The organism is Massilia soli, from assembly GCF_016809835.1.
GTDB lineage: Bacteria > Pseudomonadota > Gammaproteobacteria > Burkholderiales > Burkholderiaceae_D > Telluria_A > Telluria_A soli.
In genome coordinates, this window is record NZ_JAFBIL020000009.1 from 1 (window position 1) to 16,796 (window position 16,796).

Below are 16,796 nucleotides of genomic sequence, written 5' to 3' on the forward strand. Positions count from 1 at the left end.
GCCGGCTTCGGCTTGCTTGAGAATGGCGATGATCTGGCTGTCGGTAAAACGGGAGGTCTTCATGTAGAGCTTTCTGTGTCTTAAGTAGAAAATTCTACTTCTGAACGCGCTCTTTATGTGGGGGAATTACCCTACGGCGCGGACGGCCTCACCAGTCCTCCCAGCCGTGCGCAAAGTGGCGCGCAAACCTCGGCTATCCGGTCGAGACTGCGCTCGCGTAACGCGCCAGCGTCCACCACCGTCTCGCTATCCAGTCCAGCCCAGCGGAGCAGGGCGCTGCACGCATCGGGCGAATCGAACAGCCCATGCAGGTAAGTGCCAAGTACCTGGTCGTCGCCCGACCGCGCGCCCTCGGCCCTGCCGGCAATCATGAACGCTGGCCGCTCAAGTGCCGCTCCCTGGGACTGCCCCATGTGTATCTCATAGCCGCTGACCGCCGCGTCGGCGAACGTACAGCTTCCACGCACCTGCGCCAGATGCTTGCTGGCCGCCATCGTCGTCGTCATCTCAAGCATGCCAAGACCATCCGATTCGCCGGGTGGTCCCTCCAGTCCGGCGTGATCAGACACGCTGGTGCCAAGCATCTGGAAGCCGCCACAGATGCCGATCACCTTGCCGCCATAACGCAGGTGCCTGTCGATGTACGCGCCCCAGCCCTCGGCTTTGAGCCACGCCAGGTCGGCCCTGGTGTTTTTGCTGCCCGGGAGAATGAGCAGGTCGGCAGCCGGGCGCGCCTCGCCCTGGCGCACAAAGCGCAGGTCGACATCGGGATGCGCGCGCAGCGGGTCGAAATCGGTATGGTTGCTCATGCGCGGCAGCGACGGCACGACGACCCGGAAGCTGCCGCTGCCGGCCTGCGCCGGTTGTACCGCGTCTTCGGCATCGAGGTACAGGCCATGCATGTAGGGCAGCACTGCCAGTACCGGTTTGTCAGTCCGCCGCTCCAGCCAGTCGATGCCCGGCTGGAGTAGTGACAGGTCGCCGCGGAAGCGGTTGATGACGAAGCCGACGATGCGATTGCGCTCGCTTTCCGACAGACAGTCGAGGGTGCCGATAAAATGCGCGAACACCCCGCCGCGGTCGATGTCGGCAACCAGAATCACTGGGCAATCGACCGCCTCGGCAAATCCCATGTTGGCGATATCGCGGTCGCGCAAATTGATCTCCGCCGGGCTCCCCGCACCCTCGACAATCACCGTTTGATACTGTGCCCGCAACCGCGCGTACGACTCCAGAACGGCCGACATCGCGACTGTTTTGTAGGTGTGATAATCGCGCGCGTCCATGTCGGCGCGCACCTTCCCGTGCACGATCACCTGGGCGCCGGTATCGCTTGATGGCTTGAGCAGCACAGGGTTCATGTCCGAATGCGGAACCAGGCCGGCGGCGATTGCTTGCAGTGCCTGGGCGCGGCCAATCTCGCCGCCGTCAGCGGTCACTGCGCTGTTGAGCGCCATGTTCTGAGGCTTGAACGGGACAACTTTCACGCCTTGCTGCCGCAGCACCCGGCACAGCGCTGCAACCACCGTGCTCTTGCCGGCGTCGGAAGTGGTCCCTTGCACCATCAGGGTGTGAAACGGGAAGGTCATGACTTGCTCCTGCGCTGGCGTGCCGTCTCAAGATGTTCGCACAATGCGGCTGCGCCATCGATCATGCGCGGTCCGGCGCGGTTCAGGAGGTTGCCGTCGACCCGGAACAGGTTTGCCCGGCGTACTGCGGTCATCGTGGTAAAGGGCCGCCAGATGCCAATGCCGCCGTCATCGTCGCTGCGCGCTGCCGTGCTGAATATCGCCTCCGGATCGCGCTGCAGCACCGCTTCAATATCGACCACTGGCGCGGTAACCTTCATCGAGGCGAAGATGTTGTCGCCGCCGCACAGACGGATCGCGTCGCTGACAATATGGCCTCCGTTGAGCGTGTACAGGGGCTTGTCCCAGACCTGGTAAAAGGTACGCACCGGGGCGCGCCCGGCATAACGCTTCGCCAGCGCGGCGAGCTTGCCTTCGAGCTGGCGCGCCTGCGCCTCTGCGGCTGCATCTGTCCCCAGTAGCTTGCCAAGCCTGCGCACGCCGTTCGGAATATCGGCAAGCCGGCGCGGCTCGCTGTGGTACAGCGGAATGCCGAGCGCGCGCAATTGCTCGATCTGGCGCTGCGACGACCCGTGCATCCATACCACCACCAGGTCGGGCCGCAGCGCCGCGACGCGCTCCATGTCGATCATGCGGTTATCGCCGATTTTTGGTATGCGCTTTGCCTCCTCGGGATAGTCGCTGTAGCTGACCGCGCCGACGATCCGGCTGCCGCCGCCCGCAGCGAACAGCAGTTCAGTCACGTGCGGCGCCAGCGCAATGATGCGCTGCGCGGGCTTTTGCAGTGTGACGGGATTGCCGTCGTCATCGAGTACGGTGATCTGCGCTTGCGCCGGTAGCGCCGCGACTAGCGCCAGCGCGAGCAAAAATTTTCTCATGATTGATTTTTCCATTCGTTGAGTGCTGTGATGAGCCTTTGCCAGCCCGGTTCGTCGGGAGGCATGCCCACCCGTATGCCGCGCGCGCCGTGCAGGAACAGGCGGGTCCAGATTCCGCGCTGTGCCAGGTGCCGCCACAGCGGCTCCGGTTCTTCCATTGGCCACCATTGGAACAGCGCAGTACCCGATGCATCCAGGTCGCTGTCCCGAAGTATCGCGCTCAGGCGCGCATGGTCGGCGGCCAGGCGCTCGCGGGTACGCGCTTGCCATGCCCGGTCGCACAGGGCCGCGCGCGCCACATGCTGGGCCGGACCGCTGACAGTCCATGGGCCAAGTAGGCTTTCCAATCGGTCGAGCAGGGCCGGTTCGGCGCCGGCGAAGCCGACCCGAAGACCCGCAAGCCCGAAGAATTTGCCCACCGAGCAAAGGACCACCATGCCAGGCAGCGCAGCCATATCGGCGATGCTGTTGGCCGGCGCGACATCGGCGAACGCCTCGTCGACCACCAGCCATCCACCGCGCTGCGCGAGCGTCTCGCGCCATGACAGCAAGCGCTCGCGCGGAACGGTATGTCCGGTCGGGTTGTTCGGATTGCAGACCACCAGGACATCGCAATCGCTCACGGCCGCATCGAGCAGCGCATGCGGCACCTCGCGCGTGCTGTGTCCGTGCTGTTGCCAGTGGTGCGCGTGCTCGGCATAGGACGGCGCCGCCACCACCACGCGCGACGGCGGCCGAAGGCGCGGGAGTGCCTGGATCGCCGCCTGCGACCCGGCCACCGCCAGCATGTGGGGTGCGCCGTAGTAGCGGGATGCCGCTTGAACGAGCAACGGGCATTTTTCGGGCAAGCGGTGCCAGGCAGACGCGCCCGCATCGGGCGCAGGATAGCCGTGCGGATTCAGGCCGGTGGACAGGTCAAGCCAGTTCGACAGGGGGCGGTCGAACTGTGCCGAGGCCGCGCGCAGGTTACCGCCGTGTTCAAGCATGATGGGCTCCAGATAGATGCGCCGCGATCGCGGCAAAGGCCATGAGTGCGAGCCAAAGGATGGTCGTCCGGACGACCAGCTTCCAGGCCCGTTCGATATCGTGCGCCGCCGGTGGCTTGCCAGCGCCAAGGACGGGCCGTTGTTCCAACACGCCGTCGTACGTGGCGCTACCACCGAGCAGCACCCCGAGCGCGCCGGCGCCGCTCGCCATGACCGGGCCGGCGTTCGGGCTTGACCACGCCGGCGCCTGCACGCGCCAGCAGCGTAGCGCGCGGCGGCTGTCCTCGGCCAGCGCCACATACGACAGCGCGGTCAGGCGCGCGGCAGGAAGGTTAACGAGATCATCGAAGCGTGCGGCCATCCAGCCAAACCGAAGAAAGCGCGCTGTCTTGTAACCCCACATGGCGTCGAGCGTGTTTGCAAGCCTGAACATGAGTGCGCCTGGGCCGCCAGCAACCGCAAACCAGAACAACGTGCCAAACACTGCGTCGTTGCCATTTTCGAGCAGCGATTCGACGCTTGCCTTGGCCAGTTCTTCCTCGCGCAGCTCGGTGGTGTCGCGGCTGACAATGCGCGCGGTGAGCAGGCGCGCGCTGCTGATGTCCCAGGCGAGCAGCGCCCGCGCGATTGGCAGGTTATGGTCGTGCAGGCTGCGCAGGCCCAGGCTGAAATAGAGCAGCGCTAGGTGAATGGCCGCACCGTATGCGTCGGCCAGCCAGGCTGACAGCGCCACCAACGGGGCGACGGCGAGCAGCCATGCAAGCATTCCACGCAGCTTAAGCGCGCGGCCCCGGTTGAGCGCTCGCTCAAGCAGCGACGACAGGTTGCCGAAGCCGATCAGCGGATGCCACCTGCGCGGCTCCCCGAGCAGCATGTCGAGCGCCACCGCGGCAGCCGTCAGCCATGCGAGGTCGAAAAGCGTCAGGCCACTCAACATGGCGCGCCCTTCAACACGATTGGCAGTCCGGCCGCAACCAGCACAACCCGGTCCGCGATGGCCGCTACCGCCTGATTGAGCCGCCCGGCCTCGTCGGCGAAGCAGCGGGTTACCGCGCCGACCGGCACGATGCCCATGCCGACCTCGTTCGATACCAGGATGACGTCGCCGCGTGGCCGCGCAAGGGCAGAAAGCAGGCGCTCGCGCTCGACGCAAAAGCGCGGCGGTAACGCGACCACCCCGGTTTCCGGAAACGAGGTGGCGCCGGAAAAGATCAGGTTCGTAAGCCACAAGGTCAGGCAGTCCACCAGCACGACCGTGTCCGGCCCCGCATGCGCATCGATGGCATCGGCCAGCGCGATGGGCTCTTCAACCGTGGTCCATTCATCCGGCCGGCGCTCGCGGTGGTGGGCGATCCGGCGCGCCATTTCCTCGTCCCCCGCGCTCGCGGTGGCGATGTAGCAGACCTGCCGGAAAGCAGCCAGCGCGAGCGTTTCAGCGTAGGCGCTCTTGCCGGATCGCGCGCCGCCCAGAACCAGGGTAGTGGTCACAGTCGGGCCCTCACCATTCCGTTCCCTGCTGGGCCGCGATGCCGGCCTGGAATGCGTGCTTGACGACGGCCATCTCGGTCACCGTGTCGGCAACCGCGATAAGCTCCTCGGGCGCGCCGCGTCCGGTAATCACCACATGCTGCATCGCCGGGCGGTCGAGCAGGTCTTCGATGACGTCTTCGGCATCGAGGTAGCGGTACTTGAGCGCGATGTTCAGCTCATCGAGCAGGACCAGGCCAATGTCCGGATCGGACAGGAAGCGCCGCGCCAGCGCCCATGCCTCGGCTGCCTTCTCGGTGTCTCGCTGGCGATCTTGGGTTTCCCATGTATAGCCTTCTCCCATCGCGTGAAAGCTGACTTCGTCGGGGAAGCGGCGCAGGAACTTCTCTTCGCCGGTGGACATGCCGCCCTTGATGAACTGGACAACCGCGACCTTCATCCCATGGCCCAGTGCCCGCATGACCATTCCGAAGCCGCTCGAGCTCTTGCCCTTGCCATTGCCGGTCGTGACGACAATGATGCCGATGTGTTTGTCCGCTTCACTGATTTTCTTATCGATGACTGCCTTCTTGCGTTCCATGCGGATGCGGTGTCGTTCGTTGATGTCGTTCATAAGCTCTCTTGTTGAAGTAGGGCCGCCGCGCGGCGTCAGGCGCTGCGCAGGCGGTGTAGCTGATAGAGGAATACGGGTGCGCCAATCAGTGCTGTCACCACGCCGACTGGCAGCTGCTGCGGTGCTGCCACTGTGCGTGCCAATGTGTCGGCGAGCACCAGGAAGATGCCGCCCGCAAGCGTCGCGGCGGGAACCAGCAGGCGATGGTCGGCACCGAGCGCGAAGCGCAGCGCATGCGGTACGATCAGGCCGACGAAGCCGATACTGCCGGCGCTGGCGACCGCCGTCGCTGTCAGCAGGGCGGAACAGAAGAACAGGCCCTTGCGCGTCGGCCCGACCCTCACGCCGAGCGTGGCCGCTTCGTCGTCGTGCAAGGCCAGCACGTTCAGCGACCTTGCGCTGTACAAGGCAAACGCCAATACCGCGGCGAGCACGATCCATGGCGTGGCCCGCACCGGCGCGCCGGCGATGTCGCCGATCATCCAGAAGATCATGCTGCGCAGGCGGCTCTCCGGGGCGATCGACAGCATCAATGTCACCATGGCCATGCAGGCCGATGACAGCACCACGCCCGTGAGGAGCAGCAGCCTGGCGCCGCCGCGCACCGACGTTTCACCGTCTAGCCCGCGCCGGGCGAACAGGTACAGCAGCGCCGAGCAGGCCACCGCACCGGCCAGCGCGCTGGCGTCCACCGCCCACACCGGCGCCATGAACAGCAATGCAGCGACCGCGCCAACCGATGCACCGGCGGAAATGCCGAGGGTGTAGGGATCGGCCAGCGAATTGCGCAGCAACGCCTGCATCATCACGCCGGCCAGCGCGAGCGATGCGCCGGTGACGAACGCGGTCAGCGCGCGCGAGAGCCGAAGGTCGAGCAGGATCGCCGCCATCGACCGGATATCCGTCCCGCCCAGTTCCACGAGCGCGTACGGAAGCTGCCGCAGCGGGACCGGCACCGATCCCACCAGGCCGGCCACCACGAAGCAGGTCACGGCCAGCAGCAGCAACGCCGCGCCAGCCATGCCGGCGCGGCGCCGCAGCGCGATCGGTGTCGCCTGCATGCGTCAGCGCGCGCCGTAGCGCAGGCCGGCAAACCAGTTCGAGCCCGGCGTCGCGTAATACCGCGCCAGCGCATAGCGCTTGTCGCCGACGTTGTTCCAGCGCAGGAGCGCAGACCAGTCCTGGCCGAAGCGATATTCTCCCAGCAGGTTCACCACGCCGTATCCGCCGAGCGCGTTGCGGTTCGCAGCATCGTCGAAGCGCTTGCCGGACGCCTGCACCTCGGCGCCGATCGTGGCGGCGCCGAAGGCATAATCGGCGGCGAGCTTGGCGTGCCTCTTCGAGCGGCGCGCCAGCTGCTTGCCGGTGGTGTCGTCGCGCGGGTCCTGGAAGTCGAGCGCTGCCTTCAGGTTGATGCCGGCCAGGCTGGTGCTCGCGCCGATCGATACGCCACCAAGCAGGGCGCGGTTGACGTTGTACGCGCAGCCGAACGGGTGGGTCGCTACTTCAACCGGGCAGCGGCTGGTGCTGACCAGCAGGTCGCGCACCTTGTTGCGGTACCAGGCGATGCTGGCCGCATTACTGCCGTCGCTGTAGTACGCACCTGCTTCGACGTTGCGTCCATGCTCCGGGCGGTTCGATGCTACCCCATAGCCTGGGTAGTACAGCTCATTGAAGGTCGGTGCGCGGAAGCTGGTGCCGGTGCTGGCGTTCAGGCGCAGCGCGCGGGTCAGGCGGTAGCCGTACCCGAGTCCCCAGGTGTTGTTCGCCCCATACTGGCTGCTGTCGTCCACCCGCGCGCTGAGGCTTGCCAGGTGATCGCCGGCGCGCAGCGAGTACGACGCCGCGGCCGAATCGGTATCGCGGCGGCGGTTCAGCGCGCCGCTCGAATTGGAGATCACTTCTTCCGAGCGCCGCTCGAGCACCAGCTGGAGCAGATCGTCGCCAATGGCGATGTCGTTCTGGATGCTGAGCGCGTGCTGGCGCGTCTCGATCCGGTTTCGTCCGGATAGCGCCGCGCTGCTGTCATCTTGCGATGTGTCGGTGGCCTCCGAGGCCTGCAGGCTGAGCAGCCAGGCTGCGCCGAGCTGATGGCGCGAGAACAGCGCGACGTTGTCCAGCTTCTGCACACTGCGCGCGCGGTAGCTGGCGGCACCGGCGTCGTAGTCGGCGTCGAGACGGCTATGCAGGAACAAGGCGCCAATGTCGTGGCCAGGGGCGAGCTGGAACGCCAACTGGCCACTGGCGCTTTCCTTGTCGTAGCCATCGCGGTCAGGGTTGAACGAGAAGGCGCCGGGTTGCGTGGCAGAGAAGCCGTCGTCCCCGGAACGCGATGCGGCCATGGCATAGTTGAGAGAATGCGCGCCGCCGGTCGACCCGCTGAAAGCCGCTTCGCCCTCGCGCAAGCCGTTGCTGCCGATCCGCGCCGCAGCGGTCAGGCGTGGAGCGCCGGCGCCGCGCCGGGTGAAGATCTGGACCGCACCGCCCAGCGCATCGGCACCGTACATGGTGGCCAGTGGGCCGTAGACGATCTCGATGCGTTCGATGTCGGCCAGCGGCAGCGCGCTCCAGCTGGCGCCGCCGGTGGTGGACGAGCCGATGCGAACACCGTCGACCATCACCACATTCTGGCGGTTGTCGGCGCCACGGATAAACACGGACGATGTGGCGCCAGGGCCGCCATTGCGTGCGACTTCGATCCCGCGCTGCATCTGCAGCAGGTCGATCACGGAGCGCGCGCCGGAGCGCGCAATGTCGTCCGAGCCGATGACTACATGGTCGCTGAGGACATCGCGAGCGGCCTGGTTCGAGCGGTTGGCGGTGACCAGGACTTCGGCGACCATGCTGTCGTCGGCGAGTACCAGGGAGGAGGGAATGGAAAGGGCGAGCGCAAGCGACGACAGCGCCGCGCGGCGTGCAACAGGAAAGGTCATATCGAATCTTCAGTCAAATAGCAACCAGCCTGCGTCCCCGCAGGCTAGATTGAACAGAACTGCGACAAGCAAGGATGAGATTCGACTGACTGGACGAAGGAAATGCAAAGCCCGGCCGCGCCGCAAACATCCCCGTTCGCGCACTTCCACCTGCTTTGGCCGGTATCCGGGCTTGCAAGTGTACCGGTTCACCTTCCCATGCTGATAGCACAGTGGTTGTTCGAACCGGCGTGTCGCGCGAGGCGACGCTTGCTTACCGTTGCGGGGGCAGCACACGTTAGCTGTAAAGGCTTCGTGTTTCCCGTTTAACTGCACACATGGACATGTGTGCGGGCACCAAAACGGTGTCGATTATACACAGTCAAGTGTCAACACGCCGCCGTAGCCGATTGCATGGGCATGCGCGGCTGCGTGCCGGGCCATCTCGGACGGGGCGAGGCCGAGCTGGCGCGCGGCGAACAATCGGATGGTGCCGGCATGGCAGACCAGCACGCACTCGGTGTGCGGCGCCTGTAGCAGGTCATCGTAAAACGCGTGTACCCGCAGCGCCATCGCCGCCACGCTGTCGGCGCCGCCGCCAGGACGGTAATGCGCGACGTTTGCGGCCCAGGCGTCGACTTCCGCGCGGGCGATCTCGCTCCATGGGCGCAGTTCCCAGGCGCCGAAATCCAGCTCGGCGAGGCGCGGGTCAATGCGCACCTCCGGTGCCAGCGCGCGCGCCAGGCGCAGGCAGCGCTTGAGCGGACTGGAATACACAGGTACGGCAGCTGGCAACGCTGCAAGCGCAAACGGCAGCATATGGTCATGCACCTGATCGCTCACCGCCAGGTCTGCGCTGCCGTAACAGACACCGGGCGCGACGTCCGGCGCGAAGTGGCGGATCAGGTGTACCCGCATGTCAGGCCAGTGCGGCCTGGCCGGCACACGCCAGCACGGCCAGGTAGATGGCCACTTCGCTCAGTTGCTGGACGGCGCCGAGGCAGTCGCCGGTAAAGCCGCCGAGCCGCTGCACGCATTTGACGCCTAGCCATGCGGCTGCCGCTGCGGCGAATGCTGCCGCGACGACGATGGACAGCCAGGGCAGGTATCCGCTCACGCCCAAGGCAAGCGCGGGCAGGGCGGCACTACCGGCCGCAATCAGGAATTCGACATTGGTCATATCCTGCCCCAGCGGCTTGGCCTTGCCTTCGTCGCGGACGTAGTCGAGGCGCCAGATCAGCGCGGCCGCGGCCAGGCGCGAGAGCGGGTGCGCCAGCAGCAGCGCCGCAGCCGCCAGCAGCGGGTCCAGCATCGCCAGCAGCAAGCATTTCAGCGCCACCAGCATCGCGATGCCGACCGTGCCGTAGGTGCCGATACGCGAATCCTTCATGATCTCCATGACCCGTTCGCGCGTCATGCCGCCGCCGAAACCGTCGCACATGTCTGCGAAGCCGTCTTCGTGAAAGGCGCCGGTCAGGTAGATCGTGGCCGCGGTCGACAGCAGCACCGCAACCGGCGCCGGCCATGCCATGGCAGCGGCCAGGTAGACGGCGGCGGCGACCGCGCCAACCAGCACGCCGACCAGCGGAAAGTAGCGCGAGGCGTGGTGCAGCCAGGCGCTGTCAAAGCCAACCCAGCGCGGGATGGGAATGCGCGTGAAAAATTGCACGGCAATGAAAAAAAGCCGGAACTGAAACACGCAGGCAGTCGCGATCTTCCGCATCGCTTACCCCTCGCGCTGGCTGACCTGGGCCGAATCGAAGGTTGCCATCTCTTGCAAAAACGCGGCGGCGCTCGCAAGCAGCGGCAGCGCCAAGGCGCAGCCGGTACCCTCGCCCAGGCGCAGGCCGAGATGGAGCAGCGGGGTGGCGTTCAGATGTTCCAGCATGCGCTGGTGGCCGCGTTCATTGGAGCAGTGCGAGAACACGCAGTAGTCGAGGACTGCCGGGTGAAGGCGCGCCGCAACCAGCAGCGCGCTCGTCACGATGAAGCCGTCCACCAGGATCACCATGCGGCGCTCGGCGGCGCGCAGCATGGCGCCGGCGATCATGGCGATCTCGAAGCCGCCAAAGGTGGCGAGGATATCGAGCGGCTCGCGGACTTCGGCGTGGCGTGCGACTGCCGCTTCGATGACGCTGGCTTTGTGCGCGATCCCTTCGGGCGGCAGCCCGGTGCCGGCGCCAACGCAATCGGCGACGGCAATGCCGGTCATCTTGTGCATCAGCGCCGCAGCCGCGGTGGTGTTCCCAATGCCCATTTCGCCAAACCCGACCACGTTGCCGTCGAGGCCATCAATCAGTTCGATGCCGTGCCCGATCGCGCGCAGGCATTCGGCCTCGGTCATTGCCTGGCCTTGCGCAAAGTTGTGCGTGCCCATGGCGACCTTGCGGTCGATCAGCGTCGCGCGCGTGCCGAAATCATGATTAACGCCGGCATCGACGATCTGCAGCGCGCAACCATTCTGGCGGGCGAACACATTGATCGCAGCGCCGCCGGCGAGGAAGTTTTCCACCATCTGCCAGGTGACGCTTTGCGGGTATGCCGATACGCCCTCGGCGACGATGCCATGGTCGGCGGCAAACACGAGGATCGCTGGCCGGACCAGCCGCACGTCGACGCTCTGCTGGATCATCCCTAACTGCAGCGCCAGACGTTCGAGCGTCCCAAGGCTTCCGAGGGGCTTGGTCTTGTTGTTGATTGCGCTGCTCAATTGATCAGCGAGGGCGGCGTTGTGGATCGGGCTGGCGGATGGTATGCGCATGGGACTTCTCGGTGGTTGTGGTTTTCATATCGATGCGCGCGACACCTTAGCACAACCCGACATCGCACTACCTGGCTACCGTGGCCGGGCCGAAGAGCAGCGCGGTATCGGCTATCATCCACGTATTGATACTTTTGCTTACCGAGGAGAAGCCGTGGCGATCCGAATCTTGTTGGCAGGCGCCACGGGCGCCGTTGGCGGCCATGTGCTGCGCCTGGCGTTGGCCGACGCGCGCGTTGGCGTGGTCGTGGCGCCAACCCGACGGCCGCTGACGGCGCATCCCAAGCTGGTCAATCCAATGCCGGACTTCGATGCGCTTCCCGAACAGGCAGACTGGCTGGCGGTGGACGCCGTGATTTGCGCGCTGGGCACGACGATCAAGGCGGCCGGGTCGCAGGCGGCCTTTGCCGCCGTCGACCGCGACTTGCCGATCGCGCTGGCGGCCAGGGCCAAACGCTGTGGCGCCCGCGTTTTCGCGCTCAATTCATCGCTGGGAGCAAGCCACAAAGGCAGCTTCTACCAGCGCACCAAGGCCGAAGCGGAAGACGGCATCCGCGCTGTCGGCTTCGACCGGTTCGTCATCGTCCGCCCAGGCTTGCTCGACACCGAGCGCGCCACGCCAAGGCCGCTGGAAAAGGTCGCCCTTGTGATCAGCCGCGCGCTTGCCCCGCTGCTGCCAGCGCGCTACCGGCCAGTCGCTGCCGACGCGGTCGCACGCTGCCTGCTCGAACAGGCGATGATGCCGGGCAGCGGCGACCTGATTGTCGAATCCGACGACATCAGGTGACGTATTGCGCCTCGCCGTTACCAAACGACCAGTCTTCCTTATGTACTTCGATCAGGCTGATGAACACATCTTCGCGCCGGATTTGCAGGCGCGCGTGAAGGCCATCGGCAATCGCCTTGTAGAACGCCTTTTTCTGGTCGACGGTCCTTCCCGTGCTTAGCGTCACCTGAATAATCAGGCAGTCGGGCGACCTGGCGATGCCGAGATATCCCGGATCGATCATCAGGCCGGCGGACGGATGTTCGGTGATGATCTGAAAGCGGTCATTGACCGGTACATTGATCGTCGACAGCATCGCCTCATACACGACGTCGCCAACCGATTTCCTGTAGGCTTCGCTTTTCCCCGCGTTTAAATCAATGCGTACCAAAGGCATTTTGCGTCCCTTTTTTGACTGGCTTTACGCCGACGTGTTTCAGTATATGCTTCTGCTGTGAATACTTCAGTAAACAGTCATGAGCCGGCAATTCGACGACCTCCTGCTGGGCAGTATTGAGCTGTTCTGTTCGACTGCAGAACTGGGCAGCTTTACTGCCGCCGCAACCGCGGCCGCAGTCACGCCGGCAGCGGTAAGCCGGGCCATTTCACGCCTCGAAGCGCGCCTTGGCGTGCGCCTGTTTGTGCGCACCACGCGCACGCTGCACCTTACCGATCCCGGCAAGGAGTATTACGAGCAATGCCGTGGCGCGCTGCACCAGCTGGTCGAGGCGGAGCGGCTGGTCACCGGGCGCCAGAGCACGCCGTCCGGCGTGCTGCGCATCAGCATGCCGACGCCGTATGGGCATTACCGCGTGTTGCCGCTGCTGCCTGAATTCTCGCGCCGCTATCCGGACGTGCGGGTCGAAGTCCATCTCAGTAATCGCAATGTCGACTTCGGCGACGAAGGTTTCGATCTGGCGATCCGCGGCCGCGCCCCGGCGGATTCGACCATGATCGCGCGCGCCCTGGAAGACGCCGAACTGGTCGTCGTGGGAGCGCCGTCCTACCTGCAGCGCGCCGGTGTGCCAGCCACGCTGGATGATCTGGCCGCACACAACTGCATCCAGTTCGCACTGCCCAGTACCGGGCGCGACATCCCGTGGCTGTTCCGCGTTGGCGGTGAGGATGTCGAGCTGCAGACAAGCGGACTGTACGGATGCGCCGAAGACATTCTCGGCGCGGTGACCCTCGCGCGCGCCGGCGGCGGCCTGTTCCAGACCTACCGCTTCATTGTCGCGGCGGACCTGCGCGACGGCCGCCTCGCCGAGCTGTTGCCAGCGCATGGCGGACGCTCGCGGCCGTTCTGCCTGCTGTACCCGCATGCCCGCCACGTGGCGCTGCGGGTGCGCGTCTTCGTCGATTTCCTGATCGAGCAGCTGCGCTAGGCAAGTCCACGATTCGTTACATCATGTATCGAATGTATTGCAGCTGACCGTCTTTTTCCCGCGATTCCATCTCCCTATAGTGGTGTTCATGGCGTGCGCTGCAGGACTTTCCCTTCAGGCTGCCATCCACCATAAAGGGAAACATCATGAGCAAAGCACCTCGCACCGTCATCATCACCGGTGCATCGAGCGGCATCGGCCTGGCACTGGCAGCGGCATACCTGAAGCGCGGCGACAATGTGGTGGGCAATGCCCGCACCGGCGCACGCCTGGACCAGGCGGCAGCCACCCTCGGCAATCCAGAGAACTTCGCCGGCGTGGCGGGCGACATTGCCGACCCGGCGACGGCGGTTGCGCTGTTCAAGGTTGCCATCGAACGTTTCGGCAAGGTCGATGTGCTAATCAATAACGCCGGCATCTTCATTGCCAAGCCATTCACCGAGTACACGCTGGGAGACGTCGACAGCCTGGTCAACACCAACCTGAAAGGTTTTTTCTATCCATCGCAGCAAGCGGCCGCGCACATGGTCGCGAACAAGGGCGGGCATATCGTCAACATCACCGCCAGCGTGGCCAGCCAGCCAAACGCGACAGCGCCCGCGCTGCTGCCGGTGCTGGTGAAGGGCGGCATCAACAACGCCACCCGCGCGCTGGCGCTTGAATTGGCGCCGCACAACGTCAAGGTGACAGCGGTCGCCCCGGGCATCATCGATACCCCGCTGCACCCTGAGGGCGCACATGAGTTCCTGAAGGGCCTGCAGCCGACCGGCGCCTACGGCCAGGTACGGGACATCGTCGAGGCGGTGTTTTACATGACCGATGCGCAGTTCACCACCGGCGTCGTGCTGGGCGTGGACGGCGGCGCCACCGCCGGCGTCTGGTGATCCGGCTCTCGCACATTCAACAGAAGGAGTGAATCATGCCCTACATCCTGGTTCAGGTGACCGACGAAGGCGTCACCCATGAGCAGAAGGCGAAGATTATCGCTGGCGCGACCGATTTGATGGTCGAGGTGCTCGGCAAGGATCCCGACGAGACCTTCGTGGTCATCGACGAGGTCAACACCGACAACTGGGGCCGCGGCGGCGAAATGGTGACCTTGCGCCGCCAGCGCCAGGCCGCGGCCAGGCGGAAGCCGTGAATACGGCCAGCCTGCCCGGCACCGCCGATGGCGTGATCGACGATCATCACGCGATCCGCCAAGTCCTTAGCGATTATTTCAGTGGCCTGTACACCGGCGACATCGACCTGCTGCGCTCGGTCTTTCATCCACAAGCGGCGTCGTTCGCCGAGGTCGACGGGCAGGCGTATCACCAGCCTGTCGAGGCCTGGTTCGACAAGGTCGCGCAGCGGACCGCGCCCGCAGTGCTGGGCGAACCGTGTGCGATGCGGGTGCTCTCTATCGATGTGCTGAACGCGATCGCCATGGCCAAGGTGCATGTGCCGGCACGCGGCTTCGACTACTACAACTACCTGTCGCTGCTGCACCAGGGCGGGCGCTGGCGGATCGTCAACAAGGTGTTCGACGAGTTGCCGCCTAAGCCGAAACCCGGCCAGCGCTGAGCCGAAAAACGGCTGCTCGCAGGCAGGCGCAGCGAGTGGCTGCCTTTTGCACGTTATCCCTCATGATAAATCGCATGCGAGAACATCGGTTCAGCCTTAGCCGTATCTCCACCTCACTATTTTTAAAGCAAAGCCATGAACAATCTTGATAAAGTCCTGTACACCGCGCAAACCCATATCACCGGCGGGCGCGATGGCGCCGCCCGCAGTTCGGATGGCCGCCTGCATGTGTCGCTGAACCATTTCAGCTCAGCCAGGGAGGGCACCAACCCGGAGCAGCTGCTTGCTGCTGGTTGGGGTGCCTGCTACCTGTCCGCGCTTGGCCTGGTCGGCAGGCATTCGGGTGTGGCGCTGTCGCCAGAGGCCGCAGTGGACGTGGAGATCGACCTCGGCGTCCATGGCGAAGCCGATTACCGTTTGCAAGCTCGCTTCAATGTCGCGTTGCCCGGCATCGATAGGGCCGTCGCCCGCCAGATGGCGGCGACGGCCCACACCATGTGTCCGTATTCGAAGGCCTTGCATGGCAACATAGACGTAGCGACGACCGTCTCCAGCTAAGGCGGATCGCGAAGTTGACGCGAGTCAACGGTGTGATCGCTAGCGATAAATTGCGCTATTCTCAGTTGTGTTATCGCTATTGATTTGCGGGCATACCTTGCCCGCGCTTGACTCAACAATGGGAGAATTCATCATGCAACATACCTTGATCGCCGTATTCGATAACCGCGCCGATGCGCAGTCCGCCATGGACGAGCTGCTGCTGTCGACCTTCTCGCGCCAGGACGTACGCCTGTCGGAAGACACCAGCAGCATTGCCGACGCCTCGGCCGAACGCACCGAAGACGAAAGCCTGGGCACCAGCATCAAGCACTTCTTCAGCGACCTGTTCGGCAGCGATGACGACGTGCATTCGAACCGTTACGCGACCGCGCTCAACAAAGGCCATCATGTGCTGACGGTGACCGCGCAGAGCGAGATGGAAGTCGAGCGCGCCAGCGACATCGTCGAGCGCTTCGGTCCCGTCGATATCGACGAGAAAGAAGCGGAGTGGGGCGGCGCCAGCATGCCGCGCCGCGAAGCGATGCGCGTGGGCAGCCCGGGCAGCATGCAGCAGTCGGAAGGCAGTTCGCTGCAGTTCGAGGAAGACCGCAACCTGTTTGCGCAGCAGTCGCTGAATGACGACCGGCCGATGGGGACGACCTATCAGGAGCCGATGGATTCCGGTCCGCGCCTGACCAGCGTGCGCCGCGGCGGCGTGCGCGTGTTCACGCCGCTGACCCCCGATCGTTCCAAGCTGGACGACCAGGTCTAAGCACCCGGTTTTCCCCGGAAGTCCCGACTCCGCTTGCCGGCATTGCCGGCAAGCGGAGTTTTTCGTTTCAGGCGAAGGTTTTCGCTAACACCGCATGGCGATGCTCGAAGAAGCGCTTGACGAACCAGCGCACGACAGGCGCCGCGAAACGCGGCGTGAACTCCAGGTTGTCGGTGACGGTCGCACCCCCAGGCGCTGGCGTCACCACGCGTTCATGGCGCCACAGTTGCATCGAGAACAGCGGCGACTGCTCGACGAACCGGTGGCCGGGAACCAGTTCGACGAAGGTCAGCTTCGACATATCCATCGGAAATATCCCGAGCAGCAGGAAGTGGCAGCGGCACAGCGGCTTGCCCAGCGCCGTGTCCTTGTCGATATGTTTCAGTCCCTTGGGGAAGGTGATCTTCAGGACCGGCCACATCTCGGCCTGGATGCCGCGGATCGACGTCGACCATGTCCAAAGTTCGTCGACGGAGGTTGGTAGGGTGGTGGCAAAACTGAGGCGCTCTTTCGACATCGGCTTCCAAAATAAGTTAACTAGCG

20 protein-coding genes and 1 riboswitch are annotated in these 16,796 nt (G+C 64.8%); of the genes, 7 read left to right on the forward strand and 13 right to left on the reverse strand.

What is annotated here, in order from left to right:
- Nucleotides 1-131: 131 nt before the first annotated feature.
- The 11 genes from I4X03_RS20390 to cobT form a co-directional block, all read right to left on the reverse strand.
- Nucleotides 132-1,589 (reverse strand): cobyric acid synthase, encoded by a 1,458-nt coding sequence (locus I4X03_RS20390; protein ID WP_223470091.1) that lies wholly within the window; start codon nucleotides 1,587-1,589, stop codon nucleotides 132-134.
- The gene (locus tag I4X03_RS20395) at nucleotides 1,586-2,467 is read right to left on the reverse strand and encodes a cobalamin-binding protein (RefSeq protein ID WP_223470092.1); all 882 of its coding nucleotides are present in this window, start codon (nucleotides 2,465-2,467) and stop codon (nucleotides 1,586-1,588) included. Before I4X03_RS20395 ends, I4X03_RS20390 begins: the two co-directional genes overlap by 4 nt.
- Nucleotides 2,464-3,453 (reverse strand): threonine-phosphate decarboxylase CobD, encoded by a 990-nt coding sequence (cobD, locus tag I4X03_RS20400; RefSeq protein WP_223470093.1) that lies wholly within the window; start codon nucleotides 3,451-3,453, stop codon nucleotides 2,464-2,466. Before cobD ends, I4X03_RS20395 begins: the two co-directional genes overlap by 4 nt.
- Entirely contained in the window at nucleotides 3,446-4,390 is a 945-nt protein-coding gene (cbiB, locus tag I4X03_RS20405; RefSeq protein ID WP_223470094.1) for an adenosylcobinamide-phosphate synthase CbiB, read from the reverse strand. Before cbiB ends, cobD begins: the two co-directional genes overlap by 8 nt.
- On the reverse strand, nucleotides 4,384-4,941 hold the full coding sequence (gene cobU, locus I4X03_RS20410; RefSeq protein WP_223470095.1) for a bifunctional adenosylcobinamide kinase/adenosylcobinamide-phosphate guanylyltransferase: 558 nt from the start codon (nucleotides 4,939-4,941) through the stop codon (nucleotides 4,384-4,386). The genes cbiB and cobU overlap by 7 nt, the downstream gene beginning before the upstream one ends.
- A 10-nt stretch (nucleotides 4,942-4,951) precedes the next feature.
- On the reverse strand, nucleotides 4,952-5,554 hold the full coding sequence (gene cobO / locus I4X03_RS20415) for a cob(I)yrinic acid a,c-diamide adenosyltransferase (RefSeq protein ID WP_223470096.1): 603 nt from the start codon (nucleotides 5,552-5,554) through the stop codon (nucleotides 4,952-4,954).
- Between the two features lie 35 nt (nucleotides 5,555-5,589).
- Complete coding sequence (locus tag I4X03_RS20420) at nucleotides 5,590-6,615, reverse strand: FecCD family ABC transporter permease (RefSeq protein ID WP_223470097.1); 1,026 nt, start codon at nucleotides 6,613-6,615, stop codon at nucleotides 5,590-5,592.
- Nucleotides 6,616-6,618: 3 nt separating this feature from the next.
- The gene (locus tag I4X03_RS20425; protein WP_223470098.1) at nucleotides 6,619-8,487 is read right to left on the reverse strand and encodes a TonB-dependent receptor domain-containing protein; all 1,869 of its coding nucleotides are present in this window, start codon (nucleotides 8,485-8,487) and stop codon (nucleotides 6,619-6,621) included.
- Between the two features lie 140 nt (nucleotides 8,488-8,627).
- Nucleotides 8,628-8,843: riboswitch (cobalamin riboswitch) on the reverse strand.
- Entirely contained in the window at nucleotides 8,839-9,384 is a 546-nt protein-coding gene (locus I4X03_RS20430; protein WP_223470099.1) for a histidine phosphatase family protein, read from the reverse strand. Its footprint overlaps the riboswitch before it by 5 nt.
- Nucleotide 9,385: 1 nt before the next feature.
- Entirely contained in the window at nucleotides 9,386-10,189 is an 804-nt protein-coding gene (locus tag I4X03_RS20435) for an adenosylcobinamide-GDP ribazoletransferase (RefSeq protein WP_223470100.1), read from the reverse strand.
- Nucleotides 10,190-10,192: 3 nt separating this feature from the next.
- A complete protein-coding gene (cobT, locus tag I4X03_RS20440) occupies nucleotides 10,193-11,227 on the reverse strand; it encodes a nicotinate-nucleotide--dimethylbenzimidazole phosphoribosyltransferase (protein WP_223470101.1) in 1,035 nt (344 codons plus the stop codon).
- 154 nt (nucleotides 11,228-11,381) lie between these two features.
- On the opposite strand from cobT, the gene I4X03_RS20445 reads away from it, so the two are divergent.
- Nucleotides 11,382-12,014, forward strand: coding sequence for an NAD(P)H-binding protein (locus tag I4X03_RS20445; protein ID WP_223470102.1), 633 nt, complete (start codon nucleotides 11,382-11,384; stop codon nucleotides 12,012-12,014).
- On the opposite strand, the gene I4X03_RS20450 is transcribed toward I4X03_RS20445, so the two are convergent.
- Entirely contained in the window at nucleotides 12,007-12,390 is a 384-nt protein-coding gene (locus tag I4X03_RS20450; protein ID WP_223470103.1) for a tautomerase family protein, read from the reverse strand. The genes I4X03_RS20445 and I4X03_RS20450 overlap by 8 nt on opposite strands.
- A gap of 79 nt (nucleotides 12,391-12,469) precedes the next feature.
- Between I4X03_RS20450 and I4X03_RS20455 the strand changes: the two genes are divergently transcribed.
- The 6 genes from I4X03_RS20455 to I4X03_RS20480 all read left to right on the forward strand — a co-directional run bounded on the left by I4X03_RS20455 (nucleotide 12,470) and on the right by I4X03_RS20480 (nucleotide 16,253).
- Complete coding sequence (locus I4X03_RS20455) at nucleotides 12,470-13,378, forward strand: LysR family transcriptional regulator (protein ID WP_223470104.1); 909 nt, start codon at nucleotides 12,470-12,472, stop codon at nucleotides 13,376-13,378.
- Nucleotides 13,379-13,524: 146 nt separating this feature from the next.
- A complete protein-coding gene (locus I4X03_RS20460; RefSeq protein ID WP_223470105.1) occupies nucleotides 13,525-14,262 on the forward strand; it encodes an SDR family NAD(P)-dependent oxidoreductase in 738 nt (245 codons plus the stop codon).
- A 35-nt stretch (nucleotides 14,263-14,297) separates the two neighbouring features.
- Complete coding sequence (locus tag I4X03_RS20465) at nucleotides 14,298-14,519, forward strand: tautomerase family protein (protein ID WP_223470106.1); 222 nt, start codon at nucleotides 14,298-14,300, stop codon at nucleotides 14,517-14,519.
- Nucleotides 14,516-14,941, forward strand: a complete 426-nt coding sequence (locus I4X03_RS20470; RefSeq protein WP_223470107.1) for a nuclear transport factor 2 family protein — start codon at nucleotides 14,516-14,518, stop codon at nucleotides 14,939-14,941. Before I4X03_RS20465 ends, I4X03_RS20470 begins: the two co-directional genes overlap by 4 nt.
- Before the next feature lie 135 nt (nucleotides 14,942-15,076).
- Nucleotides 15,077-15,499, forward strand: a complete 423-nt coding sequence (locus I4X03_RS20475) for an Ohr family peroxiredoxin (RefSeq protein ID WP_223470108.1) — start codon at nucleotides 15,077-15,079, stop codon at nucleotides 15,497-15,499.
- Between the two features lie 133 nt (nucleotides 15,500-15,632).
- Nucleotides 15,633-16,253: a general stress protein gene (locus I4X03_RS20480; protein ID WP_223470109.1), complete on the forward strand. Its 621-nt coding sequence runs from the start codon at nucleotides 15,633-15,635 to the stop codon at nucleotides 16,251-16,253.
- Between the two features lie 67 nt (nucleotides 16,254-16,320).
- Here the strand turns inward: I4X03_RS20480 and I4X03_RS20485 are convergent, their stop codons facing one another.
- Nucleotides 16,321-16,770: an Rv1443c family protein gene (locus tag I4X03_RS20485; RefSeq protein ID WP_223470110.1), complete on the reverse strand. Its 450-nt coding sequence runs from the start codon at nucleotides 16,768-16,770 to the stop codon at nucleotides 16,321-16,323.
- Between the last annotated feature and the right edge of the window lie 26 nt (nucleotides 16,771-16,796).

Bases quoted from the DNA above. Each gene is read 5' to 3' on its own strand.
- I4X03_RS20450 (WP_223470103.1), bottom strand. From the start codon at position 12,390: ATGCCTTTGGTACGCATTGATTTAAACGCGGGGAAAAGCGAAGCCTAC.
- I4X03_RS20435 (WP_223470100.1), bottom strand. From the start codon at position 10,189: ATGCGGAAGATCGCGACTGCCTGCGTGTTTCAGTTCCGGCTTTTTTTC.
- cobT (WP_223470101.1), bottom strand. From the start codon at position 11,227: ATGCGCATACCATCCGCCAGCCCGATCCACAACGCCGCCCTCGCTGAT.
- I4X03_RS20395 (WP_223470092.1), bottom strand. From the start codon at position 2,467: ATGAGAAAATTTTTGCTCGCGCTGGCGCTAGTCGCGGCGCTACCGGCG.
- I4X03_RS20465 (WP_223470106.1), top strand. From the start codon at position 14,298: ATGCCCTACATCCTGGTTCAGGTGACCGACGAAGGCGTCACCCATGAG.
- cobO (WP_223470096.1), bottom strand. From the start codon at position 5,554: ATGAACGACATCAACGAACGACACCGCATCCGCATGGAACGCAAGAAG.
- I4X03_RS20485 (WP_223470110.1), bottom strand. From the start codon at position 16,770: ATGTCGAAAGAGCGCCTCAGTTTTGCCACCACCCTACCAACCTCCGTC.
- I4X03_RS20455 (WP_223470104.1), top strand. From the start codon at position 12,470: ATGAGCCGGCAATTCGACGACCTCCTGCTGGGCAGTATTGAGCTGTTC.
- I4X03_RS20425 (WP_223470098.1), bottom strand. From the start codon at position 8,487: ATGACCTTTCCTGTTGCACGCCGCGCGGCGCTGTCGTCGCTTGCGCTC.
- cobD (WP_223470093.1), bottom strand. From the start codon at position 3,453: ATGCTTGAACACGGCGGTAACCTGCGCGCGGCCTCGGCACAGTTCGAC.
- I4X03_RS20475 (WP_223470108.1), top strand. From the start codon at position 15,077: ATGAACAATCTTGATAAAGTCCTGTACACCGCGCAAACCCATATCACC.
- I4X03_RS20420 (WP_223470097.1), bottom strand. From the start codon at position 6,615: ATGCAGGCGACACCGATCGCGCTGCGGCGCCGCGCCGGCATGGCTGGC.
- I4X03_RS20390 (WP_223470091.1), bottom strand. From the start codon at position 1,589: ATGACCTTCCCGTTTCACACCCTGATGGTGCAAGGGACCACTTCCGAC.
- cbiB (WP_223470094.1), bottom strand. From the start codon at position 4,390: ATGTTGAGTGGCCTGACGCTTTTCGACCTCGCATGGCTGACGGCTGCC.
- I4X03_RS20480 (WP_223470109.1), top strand. From the start codon at position 15,633: ATGCAACATACCTTGATCGCCGTATTCGATAACCGCGCCGATGCGCAG.
- I4X03_RS20460 (WP_223470105.1), top strand. From the start codon at position 13,525: ATGAGCAAAGCACCTCGCACCGTCATCATCACCGGTGCATCGAGCGGC.
- I4X03_RS20430 (WP_223470099.1), bottom strand. From the start codon at position 9,384: ATGCGGGTACACCTGATCCGCCACTTCGCGCCGGACGTCGCGCCCGGT.